General features: G+C 44.3%; 19 protein-coding genes. 12 read left to right on the forward strand and 7 right to left on the reverse strand.

The genetic code is table 11. The features are described 5' to 3' along the window. Positions 1–2 precede the first annotated feature (2 nt). The 7 genes from moaE to F0228_RS10445 all read left to right on the forward strand — a co-directional run bounded on the left by moaE (position 3) and on the right by F0228_RS10445 (position 8,013). A complete protein-coding gene (gene moaE, locus F0228_RS10415) occupies positions 3–458 on the forward strand; it encodes a molybdopterin synthase catalytic subunit MoaE (protein ID WP_017062176.1) in 456 nt (151 codons plus the stop codon). 652 nt (positions 459–1,110) lie between these two features. Then, on the forward strand, positions 1,111–2,742 hold the full coding sequence (locus F0228_RS10420) for an ABC transporter substrate-binding protein (protein WP_061033800.1): 1,632 nt from the start codon (positions 1,111–1,113) through the stop codon (positions 2,740–2,742). A 112-nt stretch (positions 2,743–2,854) separates the two neighbouring features. After that, complete coding sequence (gene oppB / locus F0228_RS10425; RefSeq protein WP_017062174.1) at positions 2,855–3,775, forward strand: oligopeptide ABC transporter permease OppB; 921 nt, start codon at positions 2,855–2,857, stop codon at positions 3,773–3,775. A 12-nt stretch (positions 3,776–3,787) separates the two neighbouring features. Beyond that, positions 3,788–4,690, forward strand: coding sequence for an oligopeptide ABC transporter permease OppC (gene oppC, locus F0228_RS10430; protein ID WP_061033799.1), 903 nt, complete (start codon positions 3,788–3,790; stop codon positions 4,688–4,690). A 52-nt stretch (positions 4,691–4,742) separates the two neighbouring features. After that, positions 4,743–5,717, forward strand: coding sequence for an ABC transporter ATP-binding protein (locus F0228_RS10435; protein WP_061033798.1), 975 nt, complete (start codon positions 4,743–4,745; stop codon positions 5,715–5,717). Then, on the forward strand, positions 5,714–6,709 hold the full coding sequence (gene oppF / locus F0228_RS10440) for a murein tripeptide/oligopeptide ABC transporter ATP binding protein OppF (protein WP_061033797.1): 996 nt from the start codon (positions 5,714–5,716) through the stop codon (positions 6,707–6,709). Before F0228_RS10435 ends, oppF begins: the two co-directional genes overlap by 4 nt. A gap of 365 nt (positions 6,710–7,074) precedes the next feature. Beyond that, on the forward strand, positions 7,075–8,013 hold the full coding sequence (locus tag F0228_RS10445) for a glutathione S-transferase family protein (RefSeq protein WP_171762220.1): 939 nt from the start codon (positions 7,075–7,077) through the stop codon (positions 8,011–8,013). A gap of 82 nt (positions 8,014–8,095) precedes the next feature. Here F0228_RS10445 and pta read toward each other — a convergent pair whose 3' ends face one another. Together pta and F0228_RS10455 are read right to left on the reverse strand one after the other, a co-directional pair. Further along, positions 8,096–10,261: a phosphate acetyltransferase gene (gene pta / locus F0228_RS10450; RefSeq protein WP_061033795.1), complete on the reverse strand. Its 2,166-nt coding sequence runs from the start codon at positions 10,259–10,261 to the stop codon at positions 8,096–8,098. Between the two features lie 139 nt (positions 10,262–10,400). Continuing rightward, a complete protein-coding gene (locus F0228_RS10455; protein ID WP_004737356.1) occupies positions 10,401–11,597 on the reverse strand; it encodes an acetate kinase in 1,197 nt (398 codons plus the stop codon). Between the two features lie 344 nt (positions 11,598–11,941). Here F0228_RS10455 and yfbV point away from each other — a divergent pair, with 344 nt between their 5' ends. The 3 genes from yfbV to F0228_RS10470 all read left to right on the forward strand — a co-directional run bounded on the left by yfbV (position 11,942) and on the right by F0228_RS10470 (position 15,353). Then, positions 11,942–12,394, forward strand: coding sequence for a terminus macrodomain insulation protein YfbV (gene yfbV, locus F0228_RS10460; protein ID WP_061033794.1), 453 nt, complete (start codon positions 11,942–11,944; stop codon positions 12,392–12,394). Between the two features lie 270 nt (positions 12,395–12,664). Continuing rightward, complete coding sequence (locus F0228_RS10465; protein WP_105057412.1) at positions 12,665–13,630, forward strand: ABC transporter substrate-binding protein; 966 nt, start codon at positions 12,665–12,667, stop codon at positions 13,628–13,630. A gap of 256 nt (positions 13,631–13,886) precedes the next feature. After that, the gene (locus F0228_RS10470; RefSeq protein WP_061033792.1) at positions 13,887–15,353 is read left to right on the forward strand and encodes a sensor domain-containing diguanylate cyclase; all 1,467 of its coding nucleotides are present in this window, start codon (positions 13,887–13,889) and stop codon (positions 15,351–15,353) included. A gap of 49 nt (positions 15,354–15,402) precedes the next feature. On the opposite strand, the gene dusC is transcribed toward F0228_RS10470, so the two are convergent. Continuing rightward, positions 15,403–16,359 carry a tRNA dihydrouridine(16) synthase DusC gene (dusC, locus tag F0228_RS10475; protein WP_102424921.1) on the reverse strand — a complete coding sequence of 319 codons (957 nt, stop codon included), beginning with the start codon at positions 16,357–16,359 and terminating at the stop codon, positions 15,403–15,405. Between the two features lie 180 nt (positions 16,360–16,539). Here dusC and F0228_RS10480 point away from each other — a divergent pair, with 180 nt between their 5' ends. After that, positions 16,540–17,160, forward strand: a complete 621-nt coding sequence (locus F0228_RS10480) for a YecA family protein (protein WP_171762221.1) — start codon at positions 16,540–16,542, stop codon at positions 17,158–17,160. 89 nt (positions 17,161–17,249) lie between these two features. On the opposite strand, the gene dsbB is transcribed toward F0228_RS10480, so the two are convergent. After that, entirely contained in the window at positions 17,250–17,759 is a 510-nt protein-coding gene (dsbB, locus tag F0228_RS10485; RefSeq protein WP_171762233.1) for a disulfide bond formation protein DsbB, read from the reverse strand. A gap of 147 nt (positions 17,760–17,906) precedes the next feature. Next, a complete protein-coding gene (gene nhaB / locus F0228_RS10490) occupies positions 17,907–19,499 on the reverse strand; it encodes a Na(+)/H(+) antiporter NhaB (protein WP_102426095.1) in 1,593 nt (530 codons plus the stop codon). A gap of 640 nt (positions 19,500–20,139) precedes the next feature. On the opposite strand from nhaB, the gene fadR reads away from it, so the two are divergent. Next, positions 20,140–20,979, forward strand: coding sequence for a fatty acid metabolism transcriptional regulator FadR (fadR, locus tag F0228_RS10495; protein ID WP_008220261.1), 840 nt, complete (start codon positions 20,140–20,142; stop codon positions 20,977–20,979). 117 nt (positions 20,980–21,096) lie between these two features. Here fadR and F0228_RS10500 read toward each other — a convergent pair whose 3' ends face one another. Both F0228_RS10500 and metG read right to left on the reverse strand, forming a co-directional pair. Further along, positions 21,097–21,576: a DUF1456 family protein gene (locus F0228_RS10500; RefSeq protein ID WP_171762222.1), complete on the reverse strand. Its 480-nt coding sequence runs from the start codon at positions 21,574–21,576 to the stop codon at positions 21,097–21,099. 214 nt (positions 21,577–21,790) lie between these two features. Beyond that, positions 21,791–23,851: a methionine--tRNA ligase gene (gene metG / locus F0228_RS10505; RefSeq protein ID WP_102424359.1), complete on the reverse strand. Its 2,061-nt coding sequence runs from the start codon at positions 23,849–23,851 to the stop codon at positions 21,791–21,793. Positions 23,852–23,903 lie beyond the last annotated feature (52 nt).

The raw sequence follows: 23,903 nt of genomic DNA on the forward strand, positions 1-23,903 counted from the left end.
GCATGGATCCAAGAGTATTAGTGACAGCTGAGGACTTCTCGGTAGGCGACGAATACGACTACTTGGCTCAAGGTACAGCTGCCGGAGCGATTGTGACGTTCGTTGGTAAAGTTCGCGACATGAACCTTGGCGACAATGTGATTGGTTTGTCTCTGGAGCACTATCCGGGTATGACAGAAAAATCACTGAGCGAGATCTGTGACCAAGCTGAGGCTCGCTGGCCTATTCAGAAGATGCGTGTTATCCACCGTGTAGGTGACTTAGATATCGGCGACCAGATTGTATACGTTGGTGTATCCAGTGCACACCGTGGTGCTGCATTTGAAGCCTGTGAATTCGTTATGGACTTCCTGAAAACCAAGGCTCCCTTTTGGAAAAAGGAACGCACGACCGAAACGACGCGTTGGGTTGATTCTCGTGATTCAGACACGAAAGCAGCGGAACGCTGGGAGAAGTAATTTCTCTTAAAGTGATGTTGCTTCAGCATTTACTCATTTGTATATGAGACAGTCAAAAACCGACCACTTAGGTCGGTTTTTTTGTACCTGCTATAAATCTATTTATAGATAACCATTGATTTGATAAATGATAATTCATTGTGGTTGCATATAAATTCATCGCGTAATTTTGTCTTAATTGGTGCATTGGATAACCCGGTTTGGTGCAGAGCATTATGCTGTCTTGTATAAAGTGATTATCCTCACAAATAGTGTAGACGGTTTAGGTGATATGTGATGTGCAATTAGATTTCATGTGGCATTAATGTTAATTTGCGCTCAGTGTTCTAGCATAAGATGCTAAAAAAAAGTATCAACACAGACACATCAACACTAAAGGCTGTTTTTTAATTAATCCCTCTACGCAAGTCACTACTGATTTGGGATTTGTTAGATATTTACACTGATACCTTAAGTATTTCGGAGAATTATCCGATTTTTTGCGACTTGTTTGTGGCAAATTACTTCAATGGTTGATAGTGTGTGCCTCAATCTTTGTAAGGTTTTAGATTTTTATGCTTAAATTTTGAGCTAAATAAATCTAAATCACTGCCGTTCAGTGAACCAAGCAAAGAAGTCATGGATGCAATACATAAAACTTGGAGTTTATTAAATGTACAAGAATAAAATCACTCAGGCCCTTCTTCTAGGTGCTGGTTTGGCAGTGGCTGCCTCTTCTACTCTTTCTATCGCTGCTGAAGTTCCAGCAGGCACAGAACTGGCAAAAGTTCAGGAACTTGTTCGCGGTAACGGTACTGAAGTTGCAACTATCGACCCACACAAATCTCAAGGTGTACCAGAATCTCACGTAATTCGTGATCTTCTAGAAGGTCTAGTGAACCAAGACGGCGACGGTAACACTATCCCTGGTGTTGCGGAAAGCTGGGAAACGACAGACAACAAAACATTCACTTTCCACCTACGCAAAGACGCAAAATGGTCTAACGGCGATCCTGTAACAGCTCAAGATTTTGTATACAGCTGGCAACGTGCAGTTGATCCTGCAACGGCTTCTCCATACGCTTGGTACATGGAATACACCAAGATGGCGAATGCGAAAGATATCGTAGCGGGTAAGAAAGACAAGAGTGAACTAGGCGTTAAAGCAGTGGATGCAAACACTCTAGTTGTTGAATTAGAAACAGCGGTACCATACTTCGTAATGATGATGGGCCACACAACAATGAAGCCAGTACACCAGGCAACGGTTGAGAAATACGGTGACCAGTGGACTAAGCCAGAGCACTTTGTTGGCAACGGTGCATTCTCTGTTGATAAATGGGTTGTTAACGAGCGTCTAGTACTTAAGCGTAATGAACAGTACTGGGACAACGATAAAACAGTTCTTAACAAAGTAACGTTCCTACCAATCGAAAACCAAGTAGCGGAAATGAACCGTTTCCTATCTGGCGAAATCGACTTCACAAACGAACTGCCAACTGAGCACTTCAAGCGCCTTCAAAAAGAGCACGCTGAAGATGTATCTGTAGCGGGTAACCTATGTACTTACTACTACATCTTCAACACGAAGAAAGCACCGTTTGATGACGTTCGTGTTCGTCAAGCAATCTCTTATGCAATCGACCGTGATATCGTAACAGGTGCAATCCTAGCGCAAGGTCAAAAACCTGCTTACTTCCTAACGCCTGAAATCACTGCTGGCTTCAACCCTGAGCTACCTGCTTACGGTAAGATGTCTCAAAAAGAGCGTAACGCAGAAGCAGAGCGTCTTCTTGCAGAAGCGGGTTACGGTAAAGACAACCCACTTAAATTCAACCTACTTTACAACACTTCAGAGAACCACAAGAAGATTGCTGTAGCACTAGGTTCAATGTGGAAGAAAACACTAGGTCTTTCAGTAACACTTGAAAACCAAGAGTGGAAAACATACCTATCTTCTAAAGACTCTGGTGACTTCGAAGTTGCACGTGCTGGTTGGTGTGGTGACTACAACGAAGCGTCTTCGTTCCTAACGCTAATGAAGAGTAACAACACTACCGGTGGTGTTCACTACGATAGCGCGGCTTACGATCAAATCATCGACAAAGCACTTAACTCTACTTCAGAAGAAGAGCGCGAAGCACTTTACCTAGAAGCTGAGAAGTTGATGGCTAACGATATGCCAATCGCTCCTATCTACCAATACGTGAAATCTCGTCTACTTAACCCGCATGTTGGTGGCTTCCCAATCAACAACGCGGAAGACAAGATCTTCTCGAAAGACCTATACATCAAAGCTCAATAATCAGCTTCGATTCAAAAGTTAATATAAATATAACGATACAGGCACTACATGCGCAGGGCGCGCATGTAGCGTCTTTCTAATTTTAATTGTCACAGACTGAAAGAGTGAGTTTATGCTTAAATTCATTATGAAACGGATATTTGAAGCGATCCCAACCATGTTGGTTTTGATCACTATATCTTTCTTTCTTATGCGTTTCGCGCCGGGTAACCCGTTTTCAAGCGAGCGTCCATTACCGCCAGAAGTTATGGCTAACATCGAAGCTAAGTACGGCTTAGATAAACCAGTATTTGAACAATACACCACGTATTTGACAAATATCTTACAAGGTGACTTCGGTCCATCTTTTAAATACCAAGATTACACAGTAAATGAGTTGATCGCGGTAGCACTTCCAGTATCGGCGAAGGTAGGTTTCGTTGCCTTTATCTTCACATTACTAATGGGGGTCACCGTCGGGACCATTGCCGCCTTGAAGCATAATACCTGGGTCGACTACACCATCATGTCGACCGCGATGCTTGGGGTTGTAATGCCATCGTTTGTATTGGCACCCGCACTGATTTACCTATTCTCACTGCACTGGAATATATTCCCTGCTGGTGGTTGGCATGGCGGTACATTCATGTACATCGTGCTACCTGTTATCGCGATGTCTCTTCTATACGTAGCAACTTTCGCTCGTATTACTCGTGGTAGCATGATCGAAACTCTTAACAGTAACTTTATCCGAACTGCACGTGCAAAAGGTCTAAGCTACCGTTACATCATTCTTAAGCATGCTCTTAAGCCAGCAATGCTGCCTGTTGTTTCATACATGGGACCTGCATTCGTAGGTATCATCACAGGTTCAGTTGTTGTTGAAACCATCTTCGGCCTACCAGGTATCGGTAAGCTGTTTGTTAACGCTGCGTTTAACCGTGACTACTCGCTAGTAATGGGTGTAACCATCTTGATTGGTTTCCTATTCATCTTGTTCAACGCAATTGTTGATATTTTGCTAGCGCTGATTGACCCGAAAATTCGCTACTAACAGGGACTGGTTATGTTGAAGAAAAAAGAAAATTTAGAAGCGATCGAAAAGTTCTCTGAGAGTTTGGAGATTGAAGGTCGTAGTTTATGGCAGGATGCTCGTATTCGTTTCATGCGTAACAAAGCGGCGATGGTCAGCCTGTTCATCCTTACTATTATGGTACTGGCGGTTATCTTTTTGCCGATGCTGGCTCAGTATACTTACGACGATACTGATTGGTATGCAATGCACGTTGGTCCCAATGCTGACCACTGGTTCGGTACTGATAGCTTAGGTCGTGACCTGTACGTGCGTACTCTGGTCGGTGGCCGCATCTCATTGATGGTTGGTGTGATGGGTGCCTTCGTAGCAGTATTGATTGGTACGCTTTACGGTGCAGCTTCCGGCTTCATTGGTGGTCGTACTGACCGAGTGATGATGCGTATCCTAGAAATCTTGTACGCAGTACCATTCATGTTCCTAGTAATCGTTCTAGTAACATTCTTTGGTCGTAACATCATTCTAATCTTCGTTGCGATTGGTGCGATTGCTTGGCTAGATATGGCGCGTATTGTACGTGGTCAAACGCTGAGTCTACGTAGTAAAGAGTTCATTGAAGCTGCTCACGTATGTGGTGTAAGCAAATGGAAGATCATTACACGTCACATCGTTCCAAACGTTCTAGGTATCGTAGCGGTTTACTCTACGCTGCTTATTCCGAGCATGATCCTTACAGAATCATTCTTATCTTTCCTTGGTCTTGGTGTTCAAGAGCCTATGACAAGCTGGGGCGCATTGCTTCAAGAAGGTTCGCAAACAATGGAAGTTGCAATTTGGCAACTGGCATTCCCTGCGGCATTCATGGTAGTCACGCTGTTCTGCTTTAACTACGTAGGCGACGGTCTGCGCGATGCGCTTGATCCAAAAGACAGATAAAAATTAATAGCAAATAAAACTACAAAAGCTATAAAAGATTAAGGAAGCAATGATGAGCTTATTAGATGTCAAAGACCTGCGCGTCGAATTTACCACGCAAGATGGTATCGTAACCGCAGTAAACGACTTGAACTTCTCACTTAACCAAGGCGAAACGCTAGGTATTGTTGGTGAGTCAGGTTCAGGTAAATCACAGACTGTATTCTCTATCATGGGGTTGTTGGCGAAAAACGGCATCATCTCTGGTAGTGCAAAATTCGAAGGTAAAGAGATCCTTAACCTTCCAGAAAAAGAACTGAACAAAGTTCGTGCTGAACAGATCGCGATGATCTTCCAAGATCCTATGACATCACTGAACCCTTACATGAAAGTAAGTGATCAGCTGATGGAAGTACTTATGCTACACAAAGGCATGGGTAAAGCGGAAGCATTCGAAGAATCAGTACGCATGCTTGAGGCGGTTAAAATCCCTGAAGCACGTAAGCGTATCACCATGTACCCACACGAATTCTCTGGCGGTATGCGTCAGCGTGTGATGATTGCAATGGCGCTATTGTGCCGTCCAAAACTGCTTATTGCAGATGAACCCACCACCGCGCTGGATGTAACTATTCAAGCTCAAATCATGGAGTTGCTGAACGAATTGAAAGACGAGTTCAACACGGCAATCATCATGATTACCCACGATTTGGGCGTTGTTGCGGGTTCTTGTGACAAAGTACTTGTGATGTATGCTGGTCGTACAATGGAGTACGGTACGGTTGACGAAATCTTCTACGAGCCGAGTCACCCATATGCGGAAGGTCTACTGAAAGCTATTCCTCGTTTGGATACAGAAGGTGAGATCCTACCGACTATTCCAGGCAACCCACCAAACTTACTTCGCCTGCCAACAGGCTGTCCTTACCAAGACCGTTGTCACCGTGTAATGGACCGTTGTAAGCAAGAAGCACCGATTCTGACTCCATTTGGTCAAGGTGACCGTCAGCGTGCTTGTTTTTCTGATTGGGAGGCTTGGACAAAATGAGTGTAGTAGATAAGCAGTTATTATTAGATATTAAAGACCTGAAAGTTCACTTTAGCATTGCGGCTAAATCAGCGTGGCCTTGGGCAAAACCTTCAAACCTAAAAGCAGTTGATGGCGTTGATATCCACCTTTACGAAGGTGAAACGTTGGGTGTAGTAGGTGAGTCTGGTTGTGGTAAATCGACGTTTGCTCGTGCCATCATTGGTTTGGTTGAAGCAACTGACGGTGAAGTAATGTGGTTAGGTCAAGACCTAACTAAGATGCAAGAAGTACAGCGTCGTGAAACTCGTAAAGAGATTCAGATGATCTTCCAAGACCCACTAGCATCGCTTAACCCGCGTATGTCTGTTGGCGACATCATTGCTGAGCCGCTAGAGACGTTCTACCCAGAGCTTTCTAAGCAGGAAGTGAAAGACCGTGTTAAGGAGATGATGGCGAAGGTAGGTCTACTGCCTAACGTAATCAACCGTTACCCGCACGAGTTCTCTGGTGGTCAGTGTCAGCGTATTGGTATCGCACGTGCACTTATCTTGAAACCTAAGATGATCATCTGTGATGAACCGGTTTCGGCACTTGACGTATCTATCCAAGCTCAAGTTGTTAACCTTCTGAAAGAACTGCAAAAAGAGCTAGGCCTTTCGTTGGTATTCATCGCGCACGATTTGTCAGTGGTTAAGCACATCTCAGACCGTGTATTGGTAATGTACCTAGGTAATGCGGTTGAGCTGGGTGAATCAGATGCACTTTTCTCTGATCCAAAGCACCCGTACACTAAGGCGTTGATGTCTGCGGTTCCTATTCCAGATCCTCGCTTAGAGCGTAGTAAAACAATCCAGATGTTGGAGGGCGATCTGCCATCGCCAATCAACCCACCATCAGGTTGTGTTTTCCGTACTCGTTGTCCACAAGCGACAGAGGCGTGCGCGCAAACTAAGCCAACGATTCAAGGCGATGACGTTCACGCAGTATCTTGCTTGCACGTACAAGTCTAGAGCCAATTTAAAACGGTTCAGCCTGTGACAGGCTTAAGCGCGACTAGTTTTTAGAGTCGCGCTTTTTTTGTACTGCAGACCTAGTTCCTATATTTTGCTCAACAGCTTCATCAAATAATTCGAACAACTAAGCCAACTTCTTCTAGTTTTGAAAAAGTTGGCTTTTTTTATACTAATACCAATCGTAGTAAATAACTGCTCATCCTAGCTTGCTAAAACGCTCGATAACGGCGTTAGAATTTTTGATTGTAGATAGCTACTAACAGAAAAATTCTTCCTTGTTCTCAAGCCTTTTCTCTGCGCTATTTCTGAACATTTACTTACTGTGATTGGTATAAAAAAGTTAGCATCACAGAGGTTTGGATATGGGTAAGTTAGTTGAAGGTGTTTGGCACGATGTGTGGTATGACACTAAAGAAAGTGGTGGTAAGTTCGTTCGTGAAGATGCGGGCTTTCGTAACTGGGTTGAGAATAAGGCCGGTGCGCCATTTGAGCCAGAAAGTGGTCGTTACCACCTATACGTATCGTTAGCTTGCCCTTGGGCACACCGCACACTTATCTTCCGAGAGCTTAAAGACCTAACTGAGCACATTGATGTGACCGTCGTATGCCCAGACATGATGAGTGAAGGATGGCAAATGGGTTTACCTGAGCCGTTGTTTGGTCATACTCGCATGCACCAAATCTACACTCAAGCCAAACCAGATTACTCTGGTCGAGTGACGGTGCCTGTATTGTGGGATAAGAAAACCAATACCATTGTGAGCAATGAGTCGTCTGAAATCATCCGCATGTTTAACTCAGAGTTTAATGAACTAACGGGTAACACCGATGATTACTACCCGTGTGAATTGGCGAGCAAGATTGACGAATGGAACGACTACATCTATCCGAACATCAACAATGGCGTTTATCGTACTGGATTTGCAACTACACAAGAAGCCTATGAAGAGGCGTATGACGCGTTATTTGAAGCGTTAGATAAAGTGGATGCGCATCTTAGTGAGAACCGTTATTTAGCGGGAGAGCAGATTACTGAAGCGGATTGGCGGTTGTTCACGACCTTGGTTCGATTCGATGCTGTGTATGTGGGTCACTTCAAGTGTAACAAGCAACGAATTGCGGATTACAAACATATCCAAGGTTATCTAAAAGAGCTCTATCAAATAGAGGGTATTAAAGAGACGACGGATTTCTACCACATCAAGCGCCACTACTATTATAGCCACACTGGTATCAACCCGACTCAAGTGGTGCCTAAAGGGCCTGATCTGGATTTAGATTCGCCTCACGGACGTGGTTAGAATCATTAATTAATTCGCTTTTCTTCAGGCGTAAAAAAACCCTAGATAAACATCTAGGGTTTTTGCTTTCTGAAAAAGAAAATTAGTTAACTACTTTTTCTTCAGCTTGCGCAGCTTGGTCTGCTTGGATAGCCGTTAGAGCTACTGTGTACACGATATCGTCTACTAGAGCGCCACGAGACAAGTCATTTACTGGCTTGCGCATACCTTGAAGCATTGGACCGATAGATACGAGATCTGCTGAACGTTGTACCGCTTTGTAAGTCGTGTTACCAGTGTTTAGGTCTGGGAATACGAATACAGTCGCTTTACCAGCTACTGGAGAGTTCGGTGCTTTAGAAGCAGCAACGTTTTCCATGATAGCAGCATCGTATTGTAGAGGACCGTCGATCACTAGATCTGGACGTTTCTCTTGAGCAAGCTTCGTCGCTTCACGTACTTTATCTACGTCTGCACCCTTACCAGATTCACCAGTAGAGTAAGAGATCATAGCAACGCGTGGGTCGATACCGAATGCCGCAGCAGAATCTGCAGATTGGATAGCGATTTCAGCAAGCTGTTCAGCTGTTGGATCTGGGTTGATCGCACAGTCACCGTAAACCAGTACTTGGTCAGGCAGTAGCATGAAGAATACAGAAGATACGATAGAAGCATCTGGTGCAGTCTTGATGATTTGGAACGGAGGAACGATAGTGTTCGCTGTAGTGTGAACAGCACCAGAAACCAGGCCGTCTACTTCACCGTTTTCAAGCATCATAGTGCCTAGGAATACTGAGTCTTGTAGCTTCTCACGAGCAACAACTTCAGTCATGCCTTTCGCGCCACGTAGCTCAACTAGACGAGCTACGTAGTTTTCACGTACTTCGTCAGAGTTGATGATCGTTACGCCAGCACCTAGCTCAACACCTTGTTGTGCTGCAACACGACGGATTTCTTCAGGGTTACCTAGAAGCACACATTCTGCAATGCCGCGCTCTGCACAGATAGCCGCAGCTTTAACTGTACGTGGCTCATCACCTTCAGGAAGAACGATACGTTTGCCAGCTTTACGAGCGAACTCAGTTAGTTGGTAACGGAATGCTGGTGGGCTTAGACGGCGAGACTTCTCAGTACCTTCCGTCATTGACTCGATCCAGTTGCCATCGATGTGACCCGCAACGTGTTCGTTGATGAACTCGATACGCTCTTTATCGTCTGCTGGTACTTCTAGGCTGAAGCTCTGTAGGTTCAGAGATGTCTGCCAAGTGTTACCTTGTGCTTTAAAGATTGGAAGACCAGTCTCTAGAGCAGGTTTGATTAGGTCTTGGATTTCCGCAGGGATATCGTAACCACCAGTTAGAAGAACAGCACCAATCTCAACGCCGTTCATTGCTGCAAGTGCTGCTGCAACGATAACGTCAGGACGGTCAGCCGAAGTCACAAGTAGTGAACCTGGCTTGAAGTGTTCAATCATGTGCGGTAGAGAACGCGCACAGAAAGTGATGCTCTTAATACGACGAGTATTCAATTCACCTTCGTTGATGATTTCAGCGTTTAGGTGAGAAGCCATATCTGCAGCACGAGTAGCGATTAGCTCGATGCTCCAAGGCACACAACCAAGAACACGGATTGGAGAAGTGTTGAAGATCTCCATTACTTTTAGTTCGCTTTGCTGAGCGCTGTCTGCATCGTCAAAGATTTCAGATAGGTCAGGGCGAGTACGGCCTGCTTCATCTACTGGAGCGTTAAGCTTGTTGATGATAACGCCAGAGATGTTTTTGTTCTTAGTGCCACCGAAGTTAGAACATGCTACTTCGATACGCTCTTTAAGTTGAGCAGGGTTGTCAGTACCCGGAGTTGCAACAAGTACAATCTCTGCACCTAATGTTGCAGCAATTTCTGCGTTCACTTGGTTAGCGAATGGGTGCTTACGAGTTGGTACTAGACCTTCGATAAGAGTTACGTCAGCATCTTTGTTGATCTGGTTGTAACGCTCAACAACTGTTTCTAGTAGCTCGTCCATGTTGTCGTTACCGATTAGGCTTTCAGCAATAGACATAGCAAGAGGTTGACCGATCTTAACATCGCTGTTTACGCCAACGATAGTTGAAGTTAGATCAGGTTGGTCGCCACCAGAACGTGGTTGAGAGATTGGTTTGTAGAAAGAAACCTTAACGCCCTTGCGCTCCATTGCGCGAAGAACACCCATGCTTGCGCTAGTTAGACCAACACCAGCACTAGTAGGGATAAGCATAATAGTACGAGACATTCGTATGAGTACCTTTAGCTATTGGATTAAAAAAGCTCAACTTCATATTCCTATTTAAGGGTAGGAATAGGAATAGAAGCTGAGCCCCATTTTTATCAAAAGACCGCCGACTCGTTAAAGCCTGCGGTCCTAAATTTGATTAAAGACCTGCTAGTTTCGCAGTGTCTTCAGCAATTACTAGCTCTTCGTTAGTAGAGATAACCATTGCAGGGATACGGCTGTTAGCTGTAGTGATAGTACCTTCGCCGCCGAAACGAGCTTTAAGGTTAGCTTCACCGTCAACTTCGATGCCGAAGATGCCTAGGCGGTTTAGAACCATTTCACGGATTGGGCCAGAGTTCTCGCCGATGCCGCCAGTGAAAGTGATTGCGTCTAGACGACCTTCTAGAGTTGCAGTGTAACCAGCAACGTATTTAGCTAGACGGTGACAGAACACGTCCATTGCACGAGTTGCTTCTTCTTTCTCACCGTAGTTGTCTTCAACGAAACGACAGTCAGAAGTCACTTCAGTTAGACCAGCAAGACCAGACTCTTTAGTTAGCATGTTGTTGATTTCTTCAACAGAGTAGCCAAGAGCGTCGTGTAGGTGGAAGATGATTGCAGGATCTAGGTCACCACAACGAGTACCCATTACTAGACCTTCAAGAGGAGTAAGGCCCATAGAAGTATCTACAGATTTACCGTTCTTGATTGCACATACAGAAGCGCCGTTACCTAGGTGACAGTTGATGATGTTAACTTCTTCAACTGGCTTGTTTAGTAGGCCTGCAACTTCACGAGTGATGAATAGGTGAGAAGTACCGTGCATGCCGTAACGACGGATGCCGTGCTCTTTGTACAGGTTGTACGGTAGAGCGTATAGGTAAGACTCAGAAGGCATTGTTTGGTGGAACGCAGTGTCAAATACAGCAACGTTTTTAAGGCCTGGGAAGTTCTGTTGAGCAGCTTCGATACCGATTAGGTGAGCTGGGTTGTGAAGAGGTGCGAAAGTCGCAGCGTCTTGAATACCCTTAAGAACGTCATCTGTGATTAGTGCAGATTGAGTGAACTGCTCGCCGCCGTGTACGATACGGTGACCGATAGCGCCAAGGTTAGCTTTAAGCTCAGGCTTAGAAGCAAGAATAGTTTCTACCATGAAAGATAGTGCTTCTACGTGAGCTGCGCCCGCGCCTAGTTGTGCTTCGTGCTTGCCGTCAAGTTTCCACTTCATACGAGCTTCTGGAAGACCTAGACACTCAGCAAGACCAGTTAGGTGCTCTGCACCTGTTTCTGCATCAACAACAGCGAATTTAAGAGAAGAACTACCACAGTTTAAAACTAAAACTAGCTTAGACATTAATGACTACCTGTTAATTTTTCTGATCGAAATCAGTTAAGGATGAAAATTAATCTCAAGAATAGACGAAGCTCGCTAGCTTGCGTACTAACCTTGGTCAAAAAAACGTTAATTTCCGTATTAAAGTGAAAGCGCACTTTTTAAGCAAAAGCGGCTTGTGCATTCCTTGCAGAAGTCTTCTCAAAGTTGCTTAAATTGTAAATAAGGGCAACAATGAGATTGAGGTCTGCAAATAATAGCGATATTGTGCAAATATAACAAAAAAATTTGAAAGAATATTATTTTTCGTCAAATTTTTGTGTTTTTAGTTGATGATTTCAACTTTTTTTTAATGGGAGACTCATATGAGCAATAGAGTTGGTTTAGCTGGCAGTTTAAAAGATGGCCAAAAGTACATGGATCTCTGGCCTGTTCGAAAAGAGTTAAACGCTATTTTCCCAGAGCAACGCATCATTAAAGCGACGCGCTTTGGTGTTAAGGTAATGCCTGCGATCGCTGCTATCAGTGTTCTTACGCAAATGGTTTTTAATAATTACCAAGCAATGCCACAAGCTGTGGTCATGGCTTTGTTCGCTATTAGCTTGCCACTTCAAGGCATGTGGTGGTTAGGTAACCGTTCAAACACTCAACTTCCGCCGGCTTTGGTCTCTTGGTATCGAGAGTTACACGAAAAGATCACTGAAACAGGGTTCGCGTTAGAGCCGATGAAGCCGCGCCCTCGTTATAAAGAATTAGCCATTATCCTTAACCGCGCTTTCCGTCAGTTAGACAAGTCGTCAATGGAGCGCTGGTTCTAAAAACACCTCACATCTCCCCATAGGCCTGAGAGCATCGATATTCTACATACTTGCTTGCTCTCAGAGCTAACCCTTGCATATCTTATTCACCCCATTTCTTATCGTGTCCCAAAGCAAACCTAGCTTTCCTCGCATAATTCGAGCCTTGTTGTGTTTTTGTTAAATATCACTTCAAGTTATCAATTGTTACTGGTAATAATGTCAATAGTGATTTGATGTTGTTCTCTTTGATCGAGCAATAACAACGGAAGCTTGATTCAGGGAGTGTGAATGGGTTTAGTAAAAAAAGTATTAACGGCAGTTTTGAGCTGTTCTCTGCTGCTATGGACTAGCAGTGTGATGGCAAACATTGCGAAAGTGTCGGTGTCACAAGTGGTCGATCACCCAGATTTAAACGCGACACGTTTAGGGCTTCTTGAAGGGCTAAGAGCAAAAGGTTATGAACCTGGAAAAAACTTAGAGTTTTCTTATGAAATGGCCGATGGAAACCCAGCTCAGGCAGCGAAAATTGCCAGAGAACTTGTGAGCGAAAACCCACATGTTTTGGTGGGCATCGCCACGCCGAGCTCACAGGCTTTGGTGTCGGCTACTCGAACCATTCCTATTGTGTTTACGGCCGTCACCGATCCAATCGGAGCAAGGCTTGTTAAGCAATTTGAAAAACCGGGACGCAATGTGACTGGCCTTTCTGATCTATCTCCAATTGTTCAGCATGTCTCCCTAATCAAAGAGCTTCTTCCTGAGGCGAACTCTATAGGCGTGGTCTATAACCCGGCAGAAGCTAATGCGGTCGCTTTAGTTGGGCTACTAAAAAAAGCAGCGCGTGATTTTGGCTATGAGCTCTATACAGAAAAGGCGCTGACCATTGATGATGTGGAATCTAAAGCAGAATCAGTGGCCAAGCGCTCCGACGTAATTTACGCGCTGACCGATAATACGGTTGCTAGCGGTGCTGAAGGCCTTATTGAAGCGGCAAACCAAGCGGGGACGCCAGTGGTCGCAGGGGCAACGTCTTATGTAGGGAAGGGGGCTATTGCTGGTTTAGGGTTAGACTATTACGACGTTGGAGTACAAACCGCGGATTATGTTTCTGCTATCTTGAATGGTCAAAAGCCCGGTAAATTGAGCGTAAAGACCGCACAGAGTTCGCAATTGGTGATTAACTTGGATGCAGCTCGCGAGCTAGGTGTTACGGTGCCAAAGTCAGTGATTGAGCGTGCGATAGTGAGCCGGTGATGGCGTTGGATAGCATGAGCTTAGCGAATTAGACATAAGTCATATTGTTAACGGTGCTAGCATCGCCTTCCATCAAATGGCGCTACGCTGTTCTACGCGTTAACTTTTATCTATTTTGTTCATTTATAAGCAGTTATTTCACCGAGAGCGGTACCGTTAATATCAATTTACATTATTTTACGTCGAGCAGGTTGGCGATTAATGTAATAATATTAATGGGGTAAATGAAAATAGCTGAGCGCTAAGAGCACATTATATGAAAGTAAATAGGCACTTTAGCCTTACCTTTGTCTTCGGGTTTCCCGCGGTGATCGCGGCAATGCTGCTTGGTTTAATCGGAAAGAACCATTTCGATTCGGTGAAAAAAGACATCGACAGCGAGTTTCATCGTATCGAAGATGTATTTAAAAGAACTACAAAAGTGGTCACAGCCCTAGACTACAGCTTCTCTAACTACTACAAATCAGGAAACCCGCTTTTTCTTGATCACAATAAACATGTAGTGAATGGACTTTGCCAAATCTGGCCTATTGATGTGCTACTCCTAGCGGATGGTAAAACTTCAGATATTCCCTCTGTTGATATCGACTATATGTTGATTGGCGAAGAGTCCCTCTGTTCCGAAAGCAGTGATAGCTACAAAAGTGCATCAGAAAAGATCGCACTTGCCCCGATTCTTTCATTCTTATCTCAACTTGATGAATACCACGACGGTGTACACTTCATTGATACTCGTGGTTATGTGATCTCTTCGCCAGAGGATTTTGCCAAAGGGTTGAGTAAAGAGTTGTTATCGACCATTAAGAGTCGCCCATACTGGCAGAAAACTGCGAATAACCCCGATCAACTGACCCTCTCTGGCCCTGGTTATCGTTTTGATTCTCTTGATCGCATGATTAGTATGACTATTCCTGTGTTCCATAAAGGCGTGCACCAAGGAATGTTGTCGGTTGATATAAACGCGGGTCGGCTGTTGGCAAACTCTAACGAACATCTGGCTGGTCGTATCGATATCATAGACACAACTCTAACGATGCCGAACGCTAACGCAGCTTTCTATCATGGGATTAACCTCGAAGGTGTCGCCTCGCATCACGCGATGTACTATGAGTTAGATTTAGTGAAAGAGATTGAGCACTTTTTTGTTTATGAGAAAGACAGCCTTATCGTTGCCATTATTGTGTATCTGTTCTCTGTGACTATTTTCTTCTACGTTAACTCTAATATTGAAAGGGGTTATTTCAAAGAGCTTGCGGCTAAAGATCCAATGACGGGGTTGCTGAATCGACGCGGGTTGGAAGCATTTTGGCGTAGAGTAGAGCATGACCAACTGTTTGCTTTGACCGTTTTTGATATTGACGACTTTAAGTCGATCAATGACACCTACGGTCATGATAAAGGCGATGATGTCATTCGTTACATGTCACGCCAAATCACGAGTAGCATACGCAGTAGTGATGTTGCAGCCCGGTTTGGTGGCGAAGAGTTTGTAGTCTATCTGAAAGGGGATGATCGCGAGACTTTGATGCGAACACTCGATCGTGTCAAAACAGCGATTTGCGCCAATTCAACAGATATTATTCCGAATGGATTCACAGTATCTGGCGGTGTGTGCATTGTAGAGACAGAACAGAGCAAGCTTAACTTTGAAGAGATATTTAAGTTTGCTGATGAGAAGCTTTACGTGGCTAAAACAACCGGTAAAGATCGTATCGAATTCTAGCCACGTTGTTCAGTCTACATGCTTTAATAGACAGTTCGAGAGCGGAGATCTATGCAGGCTGATTGTACAGCTCTTGGTAGCGTTTGATCTGCTCGACGATAGGCGCGGCTTTTTTGTAGGTTCTGATTTCTCGGAACAGCTCTTCCGCTTCTGGGTACTCTTTGCGCAGATACACAAACCACTGTTTTACACGGTTTGGATAGTAAAGGCCTTTATCGCCCTCAATTTCGAACTCTGAATAGCGTAACAGCAGAGCAATTACCTCTATCCATGGCATTGGCTGGTGGTTGTGCTTAACCACGTTACCAAGATTTGGAACGTTGAATGCGCCACGGCATACCATGAGTGAATCGACACCTGTTGTTTTAATGCAATCTTGACCGTCTTGATAATTCCAAATCTCACCATTCGCGATCAAAGGCAACGATGTCTTCTGGCGGATCTGATTAATGTAATCCCACTTTATTTCACTTGCCTTATAGCCACCGGTTTTGGTTCTTGCATGAACCGTCAGTTCGTCCGCTTTGGCTTGTTCAATCGCATCGACAATCTCAAAGCACTCATCTGGGTGTTCCCAACCTAAACGAATTTTAGCCGAAACAGGGATGTGCTCAGGAACGGCTTCTCGGGTCGCTTTAACAACTTGATAGATAAGCTCGGGCTCTTTCAGTAATGATGCGCCACCGTTACTCTTGTTTACCGCTTTTGCTGGGCAACCAAAGTTTAGGTCGATTCCTTTTGCACCAAGGTTCGCAGCTTGAATCGCATTCTCTGCCATCCATTTTGGGTGTTGGCCAAGCAGTTGAACGTGGACAGGGACGCCCGCCATCGTCTGAGAGCCTTGGTGAAGCTCAGGGCACAAGCGATGGAACACATGCGGTGGTAATAGTTGATCAGTAACACGTACGAATTCTGTTACACAGAGGTCGTAATCATTGAGCTCTGTGAGAATTTCACGCATTAGATGGTCTAGAACGCCCTCCATAGGGCCAAGTATTACTCGCATGCTGATTTACCGAAACATCTCTGTCCTGAAAATAAAGAGGCGTGATTGTACGGCTTGACCACAGGATTGTCACTATGAGTGTGGCTTTGCTTACGATGAGGCTCGTTCAATCGGTTAATGGCGACATGATGTATGGGATAGCGTTATAATAGGATAAATGCCCCACTATCCAGAGCTTTCATGACATATCAATTATTAAGCCTACCAGAATCAATGACCGACATTACTCCGCAGTTTCTTGAAGGGGCAATTCTTGCTTCTAACCTAGCCACTAAACCGCTAGAGCCAGAAGCGTGGCTTGCGATTATTGCTCCAGAAGCGGGTGAAGCGCTTGTGGCAATCGTGACAGAACAGATTAACCGCCAGCACAACCTCATTCAGCGTAGTGAATACTTACTGACAGATGTGTTTTCTGAAGGTGACTTTACTGAACAATTCGCTGATTTCGCGGAAGGTTTCATGATGGTCTGGCCAACCGTAGAAGAGCAATGGCAAACCGTAAGTGTTGCTGACGGCACGTTACGTATGCTTCAAGCTCTGCTGACGACATTGATGCTCGCGATTGATGAAGAGCAAACTCAACAGCAAATGGTGGCGGCTGGACTAGAGAACCCGCCTGCGCTTGCAGATCTTGTCGGTCAAGTCGACTTGATGATTTCAGAAGTTGCACTAGCCGCTGATGAAGCAATGCTGGGCAATAAATCTCAGAGCGTGAATCCGTTTAAAGATATCGGTCGTAACGATGCTTGTCCGTGTGAAAGCGGTAAAAAATTCAAGCAATGCTGTGGTAAGAACAGTTAATCGCTTTCTGCGCTCTAAAGAGTAAGAAAGACCCGATAACAAAAAGTCGACCCTAAGGTCGACTTTTTAGTTTTTGAAAGCGTGAGTGATCAGTCTTTTTTGGATTTAACGAATTGAGAAATGACCACGAAACCGAACGCCACTAAGTTGCCTGCAAAGATAATGACAAGCCATTGCGGCATAGAAAGCGACAAGAACTGCCAAACGACCTTGCTGCAGTCACCGTAGGCTTCAAACATCCACGGAGCCCATTGGTTTAAAGGTGCCCAGCTAGGGAAGGTCACGAACAGGTCACAGGTTGCGAATGGAGACGGGTTGAACTGGTAATCAACGTGCTCCAAAGCCAACGTTAAACCTTTGTATGCGCCAAAACCCCAGCCAGCAAGGCCAAGCCAGCGCGAGATTGGATTGTTCGGGGCGATAGCGCCTATCATGGCCGCGACACCAATAGCTAGCATTGCCACACGTTCATAAATACACATGACACAAGGGCCAAGCATCATGACATGCTGAAAGAACAGCGCACAAGCCTCAAAAAATACGATAAATGCTAGCAGTAAAAGCCAAGATAAACGTCCCTTAGAGAAGTCTTTGAGCATTACAAAAAAGTTCACGAATTAAATCCCGTCTATAAAATAAAAAAGCCCTGAATACTCAGAGCTTTTTATCTTGGATAAGTTTCCTAATCAACTAATATTTTTGATTAGTGAGTTACACATTTTGTGCTTTGCGACACAGTGTGTAGCTTAGTGACCACCAGAGATCACTGGAGCAACCGCTTCGCCCGTGCGCTGAATGATCCAACCTGCGTCATAGAACCATGCCGTCATCGGTTCAACAAAGTATACGATGCCTGCAAGGCCAACCAGTGCTAGCACGATAGTGTATGGCAGGGCCATGATTACCATGCGGCCGTAAGACAGTCGAATTAACGGCGCAAGTGCAGACGTTAATAGGAATAAGAACGCAGCTTGACCGTTTGGTGTTGCAACTGAAGGTAGGTTAGTACCTGTGTTGATAGCAACAGCAAGCAGGTCGAACTGGTCGCGAGTAATAATGCCTTCAACCAACGCTGTTTTCACTTCGTTGATGTAAACCGTACCTACGAACACGTTATCTGAAACCATCGATAGAATACCGTTGGCTACATAGAATAGGGCAAGCTGAGCGCCTTTATCTTCAACGTGAAGAACCGCATCGATTACTGGCTTGAATAGTGCTTGGTCGATGATTACTGCAACGACAGCGAAGAACACAGCAAGAAGCGCAGTAAATGGTAGCGCTTCCTCAAAAGCTTTACCCATAGAGTGCTCTTCGATTACACCTGTAAACGCAGTCGCTAAAATGATAACTGAGAGACCAATTAAACCAACTTCAGCAACGTGAAGTGCCAAGCCAACGATAAGCCAAACTGCGATTGCACTTTGAACCCAAAGCTTTGCAACATCTTGTTTAGTTCGGTTTTCACGTTCTTTGTTGTCAAACTCAACTAGGATTTGGCGAACGTTGTTTGGCAGCTTTGCGCCATAACCGAATACTTTGAATTTCTCGACAAGCGCACAAGTTAGAATGCCGCAGAAGAAAACAGGCAATGTTACAGGAAGCATACGGATAATAAACTCACCGAATTCCCAGCCTGCTTGTTTAGCGATAACTAAGTTTTGTGGTTCACCAACCATGGTCATTACACCACCTAGCGCAGTACCTACACCAGCGTGCATCAGTAGCGAGCGTAAGAAAGCACGGTAGTCTTCTAAGTCTTCACGAGTTAGTTCAGAGATTTCTTCATCGTGAGTATGGTCGTGTGCAGAGTTAGAGCCTTTGCCCGATGCCACTTTGTGGTAAATCGAGTAGAAGCCCACAGCCACGCTGATCACAACTGCGATTACAGTTAGTGCATCTAGGAAAGCTGATAGGAATGCTGCTGCGACACAGAACGCAACAGAAAGCATGATCTTAGAACGAATGCCGAGCAGTATCTTCGTGAAAATGAACAGAAGAAGTTCTTTCATGAAGTAAATGCCGGCAACCATGAATACTAATAAGAGTAATACTGGAAGGTTTGCTTGCAGCTCATGATAAACCATTTCAGGTTTGGTCATGCCAATCGCAACGGCTTGAATTGCCAATAAGCCACCCGGTTGAAGAGGGTAGCACTTGAGAGCCATAGCTAGGGTGAAAATAAACTCAACCACCAATAGCCAGCCCGCAACAAATGGGTCAACTAGGAAGAAAACAAACGGGTTGATGATTAAAAAGGAAATGATGGCAAGTTTATACCAATCAGGAGCTTTACCAAGGAAATTCTTGATAAAAGCGTTTCCGAGAGACATCGGCATGTTAATACTCTTTTATGTTGATTATGAATAGACAAGCAATACAACATTTTGAGAATCGAGCTATAGAAAGTGTTAAAAACTATAACTAACAGTGACTTAGAAAAACTACATTCCATGTAACGTTCTGTGGTCTTGCCAAGTCACTCCCTTAGAAACTCAAGCACTGCTTATTTTTGAGCGCAACTCTACTCTTAGATAACATTTAGTCAACAGGAAAAGCCCTGTAGCACCTAAAATACCTCTTTTTTGTGTGAGAAACGCGATCAAAGTAGCGGAAGCATACCACTTAAAATGTGATAAAAACCGACTAGAATCAATATTTCAGCGAAATGATTGAAATTTACAGAATAAAGACGGTTTATATATGATTATTACAACTTAATATTGCAATTTGATAGCTTTGAAAATATGACCAATGTCGTTGATTTTAAAGTGAATTTATTGTGTTAATTATTTGTTGAAATGCTGATTTATATAGACTTGCTTTGCAAACCTTGGACGGAAACATGAGCTTAACTTTAGAGCTTTAGCTCTACTGGTGTTTTGGGGGAGTAAAATTTTTGAGGGTGTTTCCGCTCGCCTTTACTAGTGGTATGATGAGTAAATTAGAAGAAAATAATTTAATTGGATTGAAGTGTAGATGGTCATTAAGGCGAAGAGCCCGGCAGGATTTGCAGAAAAGTATATCATTGAAAGTATTTGGAATGGCCGTTTCCCTCCAGGTTCTATCTTGCCAGCAGAGCGTGAGCTTTCTGAGCTAATTGGTGTTACACGTACTACGCTTCGTGAAGTACTACAACGTCTTGCTCGTGATGGTTGGTTAACAATCCAACATGGCAAACCAACTAAAGTTAACCAGTTTATGGAGACATCAGGCCTTCATATCCTTGATACGCTAATGACGCTGGATGTTGATAACGCAAGCAAGATGGTAGAAGACCTGCTTGCTGCTCGTACTAATATCAGCCCGATTTTCATGCGTTATGCATTCAAAGCAAATAAAGAGGCTTCAGAGCGTACAATCAGTAATGTGATTGAATCGTGTGAAGCGCTACTTGCGGCACCTACGTGGGATGAGTTCTTAGAATCTTCTCCGTATGCAGACAAAATTAAGCAAGCAGTAAAAGAAGACACAGAGAAAGATGAAGCAAAACGTCAGACGATCTTAATTGCAAAGACGTTCAACTTTTATGACTACATGCTGTTCCAACGTTTAGCGTTCCATTCAGGTAACCAGATTTACGGTCTGATCTTTAACGGTGTACGTAAGCTCTATGATCGTATCGGTAGCTACTACTTCTCTAATCCTGAAGCTCGTCGCTTGGCTATGGAGTTTTACAAAGAGTTGTTCGTTATCTGTGAGAGCGGTCAACGTGAAAACTTGCCTTTGGTTATTCGTAATTACGGTATCGCAAGTGCACAGATCTGGAACGAAATGAAAACGACGTTACCAACAAACTTTACGGAAGACGACAGCTAATCTTTTTGGTGAACTTAGTCAGTTTCTAAAGTAAGAACAAAGAAAAGCGGCGAGATAATTCAATTATCTCGCCGCTTTTTATTTATTAAGAGTCTGGTTAACTTGGTCGATTGTTATTTAACCCGCAAACTCTTCTGAGTCTGGACGGTGAGTAAATTGAACGCCATTTAGAAAATCACAAAGCAATTGGTCTTCACACACTTTGTAGTTTTTGTTCTCTGGCTTGCGGAAGTAGGCGCCAATCTCATACTTACTTAGGCTGATACCCACCACTTCTAATACATCGAGCACGTCTTCTGCTTTCATGTTCAACGCAATACGTAGCTTCATGAAAATCATGTTGTTGGTAAGTGCAACTTCAGGCTTTGGCTGAGCCCCTTCTTTTTTACCGCGCTTAAGGTTAATGAAACCATTTAGGAATACCGCTAACTCTTTGTCTTTCATCTTAGAGCATGACTTATCGTTATCCGCTTTTAGCCAGTTAACCACTTGGTCGTGGGCAACAGTCACATCCGCTTGCTCGATAGCTTTGATGATTTGTGCGTTCTTAAGGTTTAGTGCGTGTTGAATACGACGCAAAATTTCGTTGTTAGTCACAGAGGTGTCCTAAAAGGTTTAGAGAGTAAAGCGGCTTCAAACGGCGTATTGCTGCCGATAACCTTGTCATACTTTACTTAGCATAGTTGACGGCGACTCTAACAGAGAACGCCGATTTTCGGTAGATATAAAAAATCCCCGATGCTATTAACTCTTTCAAGTTAAGTTACATCAGGGATTTGGCAGTGAATGCTTTATCTGACAGACGCCAGAATTACATTACACGCATACCAGGTTGAGCACCTTCGTGTGGCTCAAGGATCCATAGGTCGCTGCCGCCAGGGCCCGCTGCTAGGATCATGCCTTCAGACATACCAAACTTCATCTTACGAGGTTTTAGGTTTGCAACCATAACAGTTAGCTTACCTTCTAGCTCTTCAGGTTTGTATGCTGACTTGATGCCAGAGAATACTTGGCGAGTCTCACCACCGATGTCCAGTTGGAACTTCAGTAGTTTGTTCGCTTTTGGCACCTCTTCACATGAGATGATACGAGCAATACGCATATCAACGGCTGCGAACGCGTCAAATTCAATCTCTTCAGCGATTGGTTCTTTGTCTAGCTCTGTTTGGCTTGCTTTTTCTTTCTCAGCTTCTGCTTTCTCTTTAGCGGCCATTTCTGCTGCTGCGTCTTCTTTAGAAGACTCAATCATCGCTTCCACTTTCTTAGGATCAATACGGCTAAATAGCGCTTTGAACTTAGTGATCTCGTGATCAGTTAGCGGAGTAGCAACACCTTCCCACGTTAGCTCTTCGTTTAGGAAAGCTTCAGTGCGAGCCGCAAGTTCAGGCATCACTGGTTTCAGGTAAGCCATTAGGACACGGAATAGGTTGATACCAACAGAAGAAACTTCTTGAAGCTCTTTCTCTTTACCTTCTTCTTTTGCAAGAACCCAAGGTGCTTTTTCGTCGATGTACTGGTTCGCTTTATCTGCTAGTGCTGTGATTTCACGGATAGCACGACTGAATTCACGAGTTTCGTATAGCTCACCGATACGCTCTGCAGCAGCAACGAATTCGTTGTATAGCTCTGGTTCTGCAAATTCAGCGGCTAGCTTGCCTTCGAAGCGCTTAGTGATGAAGCCAGCGTTACGAGAAGCTAAGTTAACAATCTTGTTTACTACGTCAGCGTTTACACGTTGAGTGAAGTCTTCAAGGTTAAGGTCAAGGTCATCGATACGGCTGTTTAGTTTCGCAGCGTAGTAGTAACGTAGACACTCAGGGTCTAGGTGATTTAGGTACGTACTTGCTTTAATGAATGTGCCTTTAGACTTAGACATCTTCGCGCCGTTTACAGTCACGTAGCCGTGTACGAATACGTTGTTTGGCTTACGGAAACCAGAACCTTCTAGCATTGCAGGCCAGAATAGGCTGTGGAAGTAAACGATGTCTTTACCGATGAAGTGGTAAAGCTCAGCGGTGCTGTCTTTCTTCCAGTACTCGTTAAAGTCTAGATCGTCGCGCTTGTCACATAGGTTCTTGAATGAGCCCATGTAGCCGATTGGTGCATCTAGCCATACGTAGAAGAACTTGTCTTTTTCGCCTGGGATCTCGAAGCCAAAGTATGGTGCATCACGAGAGATGTCCCATTGTTGTAGACCAGACTCGAACCACTCTTGCATTTTGTTTGCTGTTTCAGCTTGCAGTGAGCCAGAACGTGTCCACTCTTTTAGCATGCTTTCAAACTGAGGTAGATCGAAGAAGAAGTGCTCAGAGTCTTTCATTACTGGAGTTGCGCCAGAAACTGCTGACTTAGGATCGATTAGCTCAGTTGGGCTGTATGTCTCACCACAGTTATCACAGTTATCACCGTACTGGTCTTCTGACTTACACTTAGGGCAAGTACCTTTTACGAAACGGTCTGGTAAGAACATCTCTTTCTCAGGGTCGAAAAGCTGAGAAATAGTACGGCTAGAAATGAAACCGTTCTTTTTAAGTTCTAGGTAGATGTGAGAAGCCAGTTCACGGTTCTCGTCGCTGTGTGTGCTGTGGTAGTTATCAAAGCTGATATCAAAGCCAGCGAAGTCTTTTTGGTGCTCTTCACTAACAGCAGCGATCATCTCTTCTGGCGTGATACCCATCTGTTGAGCTTTAAGCATAATTGGCGTGCCGTGAGCATCGTCAGCACAGATGAAGTTTACAGTGTTGCCACGTAGACGCTGGTATCGAACCCAGATATCAGCTTGGATATGCTCAAGCATATGACCAAGGTGAATAGAGCCGTTAGCGTACGGAAGCGCACAAGTTACCAAAAGTTGTCTTGGATCAGTTGCCATACTTAATAATTCGCTTTTTTGATAGGTATAAATTTGATTGGTAATACTACTT

Origin of the sequence: Vibrio sp. 99K-1 (genome assembly GCF_013114585.1) — a bacterium.
In the GTDB taxonomy this organism is placed as follows: domain Bacteria; phylum Pseudomonadota; class Gammaproteobacteria; order Enterobacterales; family Vibrionaceae; genus Vibrio; species Vibrio chagasii_B.

Bases quoted from the DNA above. Each gene is read 5' to 3' on its own strand.
- oppB (WP_017062174.1), top strand. From the start codon at position 2,855: ATGCTTAAATTCATTATGAAACGGATATTTGAAGCGATCCCAACCATG.
- moaE (WP_017062176.1), top strand. From the start codon at position 3: ATGGATCCAAGAGTATTAGTGACAGCTGAGGACTTCTCGGTAGGCGAC.
- pta (WP_061033795.1), bottom strand. From the start codon at position 10,261: ATGTCTCGTACTATTATGCTTATCCCTACTAGTGCTGGTGTTGGTCTA.
- fadR (WP_008220261.1), top strand. From the start codon at position 20,140: ATGGTCATTAAGGCGAAGAGCCCGGCAGGATTTGCAGAAAAGTATATC.
- dsbB (WP_171762233.1), bottom strand. From the start codon at position 17,759: ATGCTCAAAGACTTCTCTAAGGGACGTTTATCTTGGCTTTTACTGCTA.
- nhaB (WP_102426095.1), bottom strand. From the start codon at position 19,499: ATGCCGATGTCTCTCGGAAACGCTTTTATCAAGAATTTCCTTGGTAAA.
- F0228_RS10435 (WP_061033798.1), top strand. From the start codon at position 4,743: ATGAGCTTATTAGATGTCAAAGACCTGCGCGTCGAATTTACCACGCAA.
- F0228_RS10445 (WP_171762220.1), top strand. From the start codon at position 7,075: ATGGGTAAGTTAGTTGAAGGTGTTTGGCACGATGTGTGGTATGACACT.
- F0228_RS10470 (WP_061033792.1), top strand. From the start codon at position 13,887: ATGAAAGTAAATAGGCACTTTAGCCTTACCTTTGTCTTCGGGTTTCCC.
- oppC (WP_061033799.1), top strand. From the start codon at position 3,788: ATGTTGAAGAAAAAAGAAAATTTAGAAGCGATCGAAAAGTTCTCTGAG.
- F0228_RS10455 (WP_004737356.1), bottom strand. From the start codon at position 11,597: ATGTCTAAGCTAGTTTTAGTTTTAAACTGTGGTAGTTCTTCTCTTAAA.
- oppF (WP_061033797.1), top strand. From the start codon at position 5,714: ATGAGTGTAGTAGATAAGCAGTTATTATTAGATATTAAAGACCTGAAA.
- F0228_RS10465 (WP_105057412.1), top strand. From the start codon at position 12,665: ATGGGTTTAGTAAAAAAAGTATTAACGGCAGTTTTGAGCTGTTCTCTG.
- F0228_RS10420 (WP_061033800.1), top strand. From the start codon at position 1,111: ATGTACAAGAATAAAATCACTCAGGCCCTTCTTCTAGGTGCTGGTTTG.
- metG (WP_102424359.1), bottom strand. From the start codon at position 23,851: ATGGCAACTGATCCAAGACAACTTTTGGTAACTTGTGCGCTTCCGTAC.
- F0228_RS10480 (WP_171762221.1), top strand. From the start codon at position 16,540: ATGACATATCAATTATTAAGCCTACCAGAATCAATGACCGACATTACT.
- yfbV (WP_061033794.1), top strand. From the start codon at position 11,942: ATGAGCAATAGAGTTGGTTTAGCTGGCAGTTTAAAAGATGGCCAAAAG.
- dusC (WP_102424921.1), bottom strand. From the start codon at position 16,359: ATGCGAGTAATACTTGGCCCTATGGAGGGCGTTCTAGACCATCTAATG.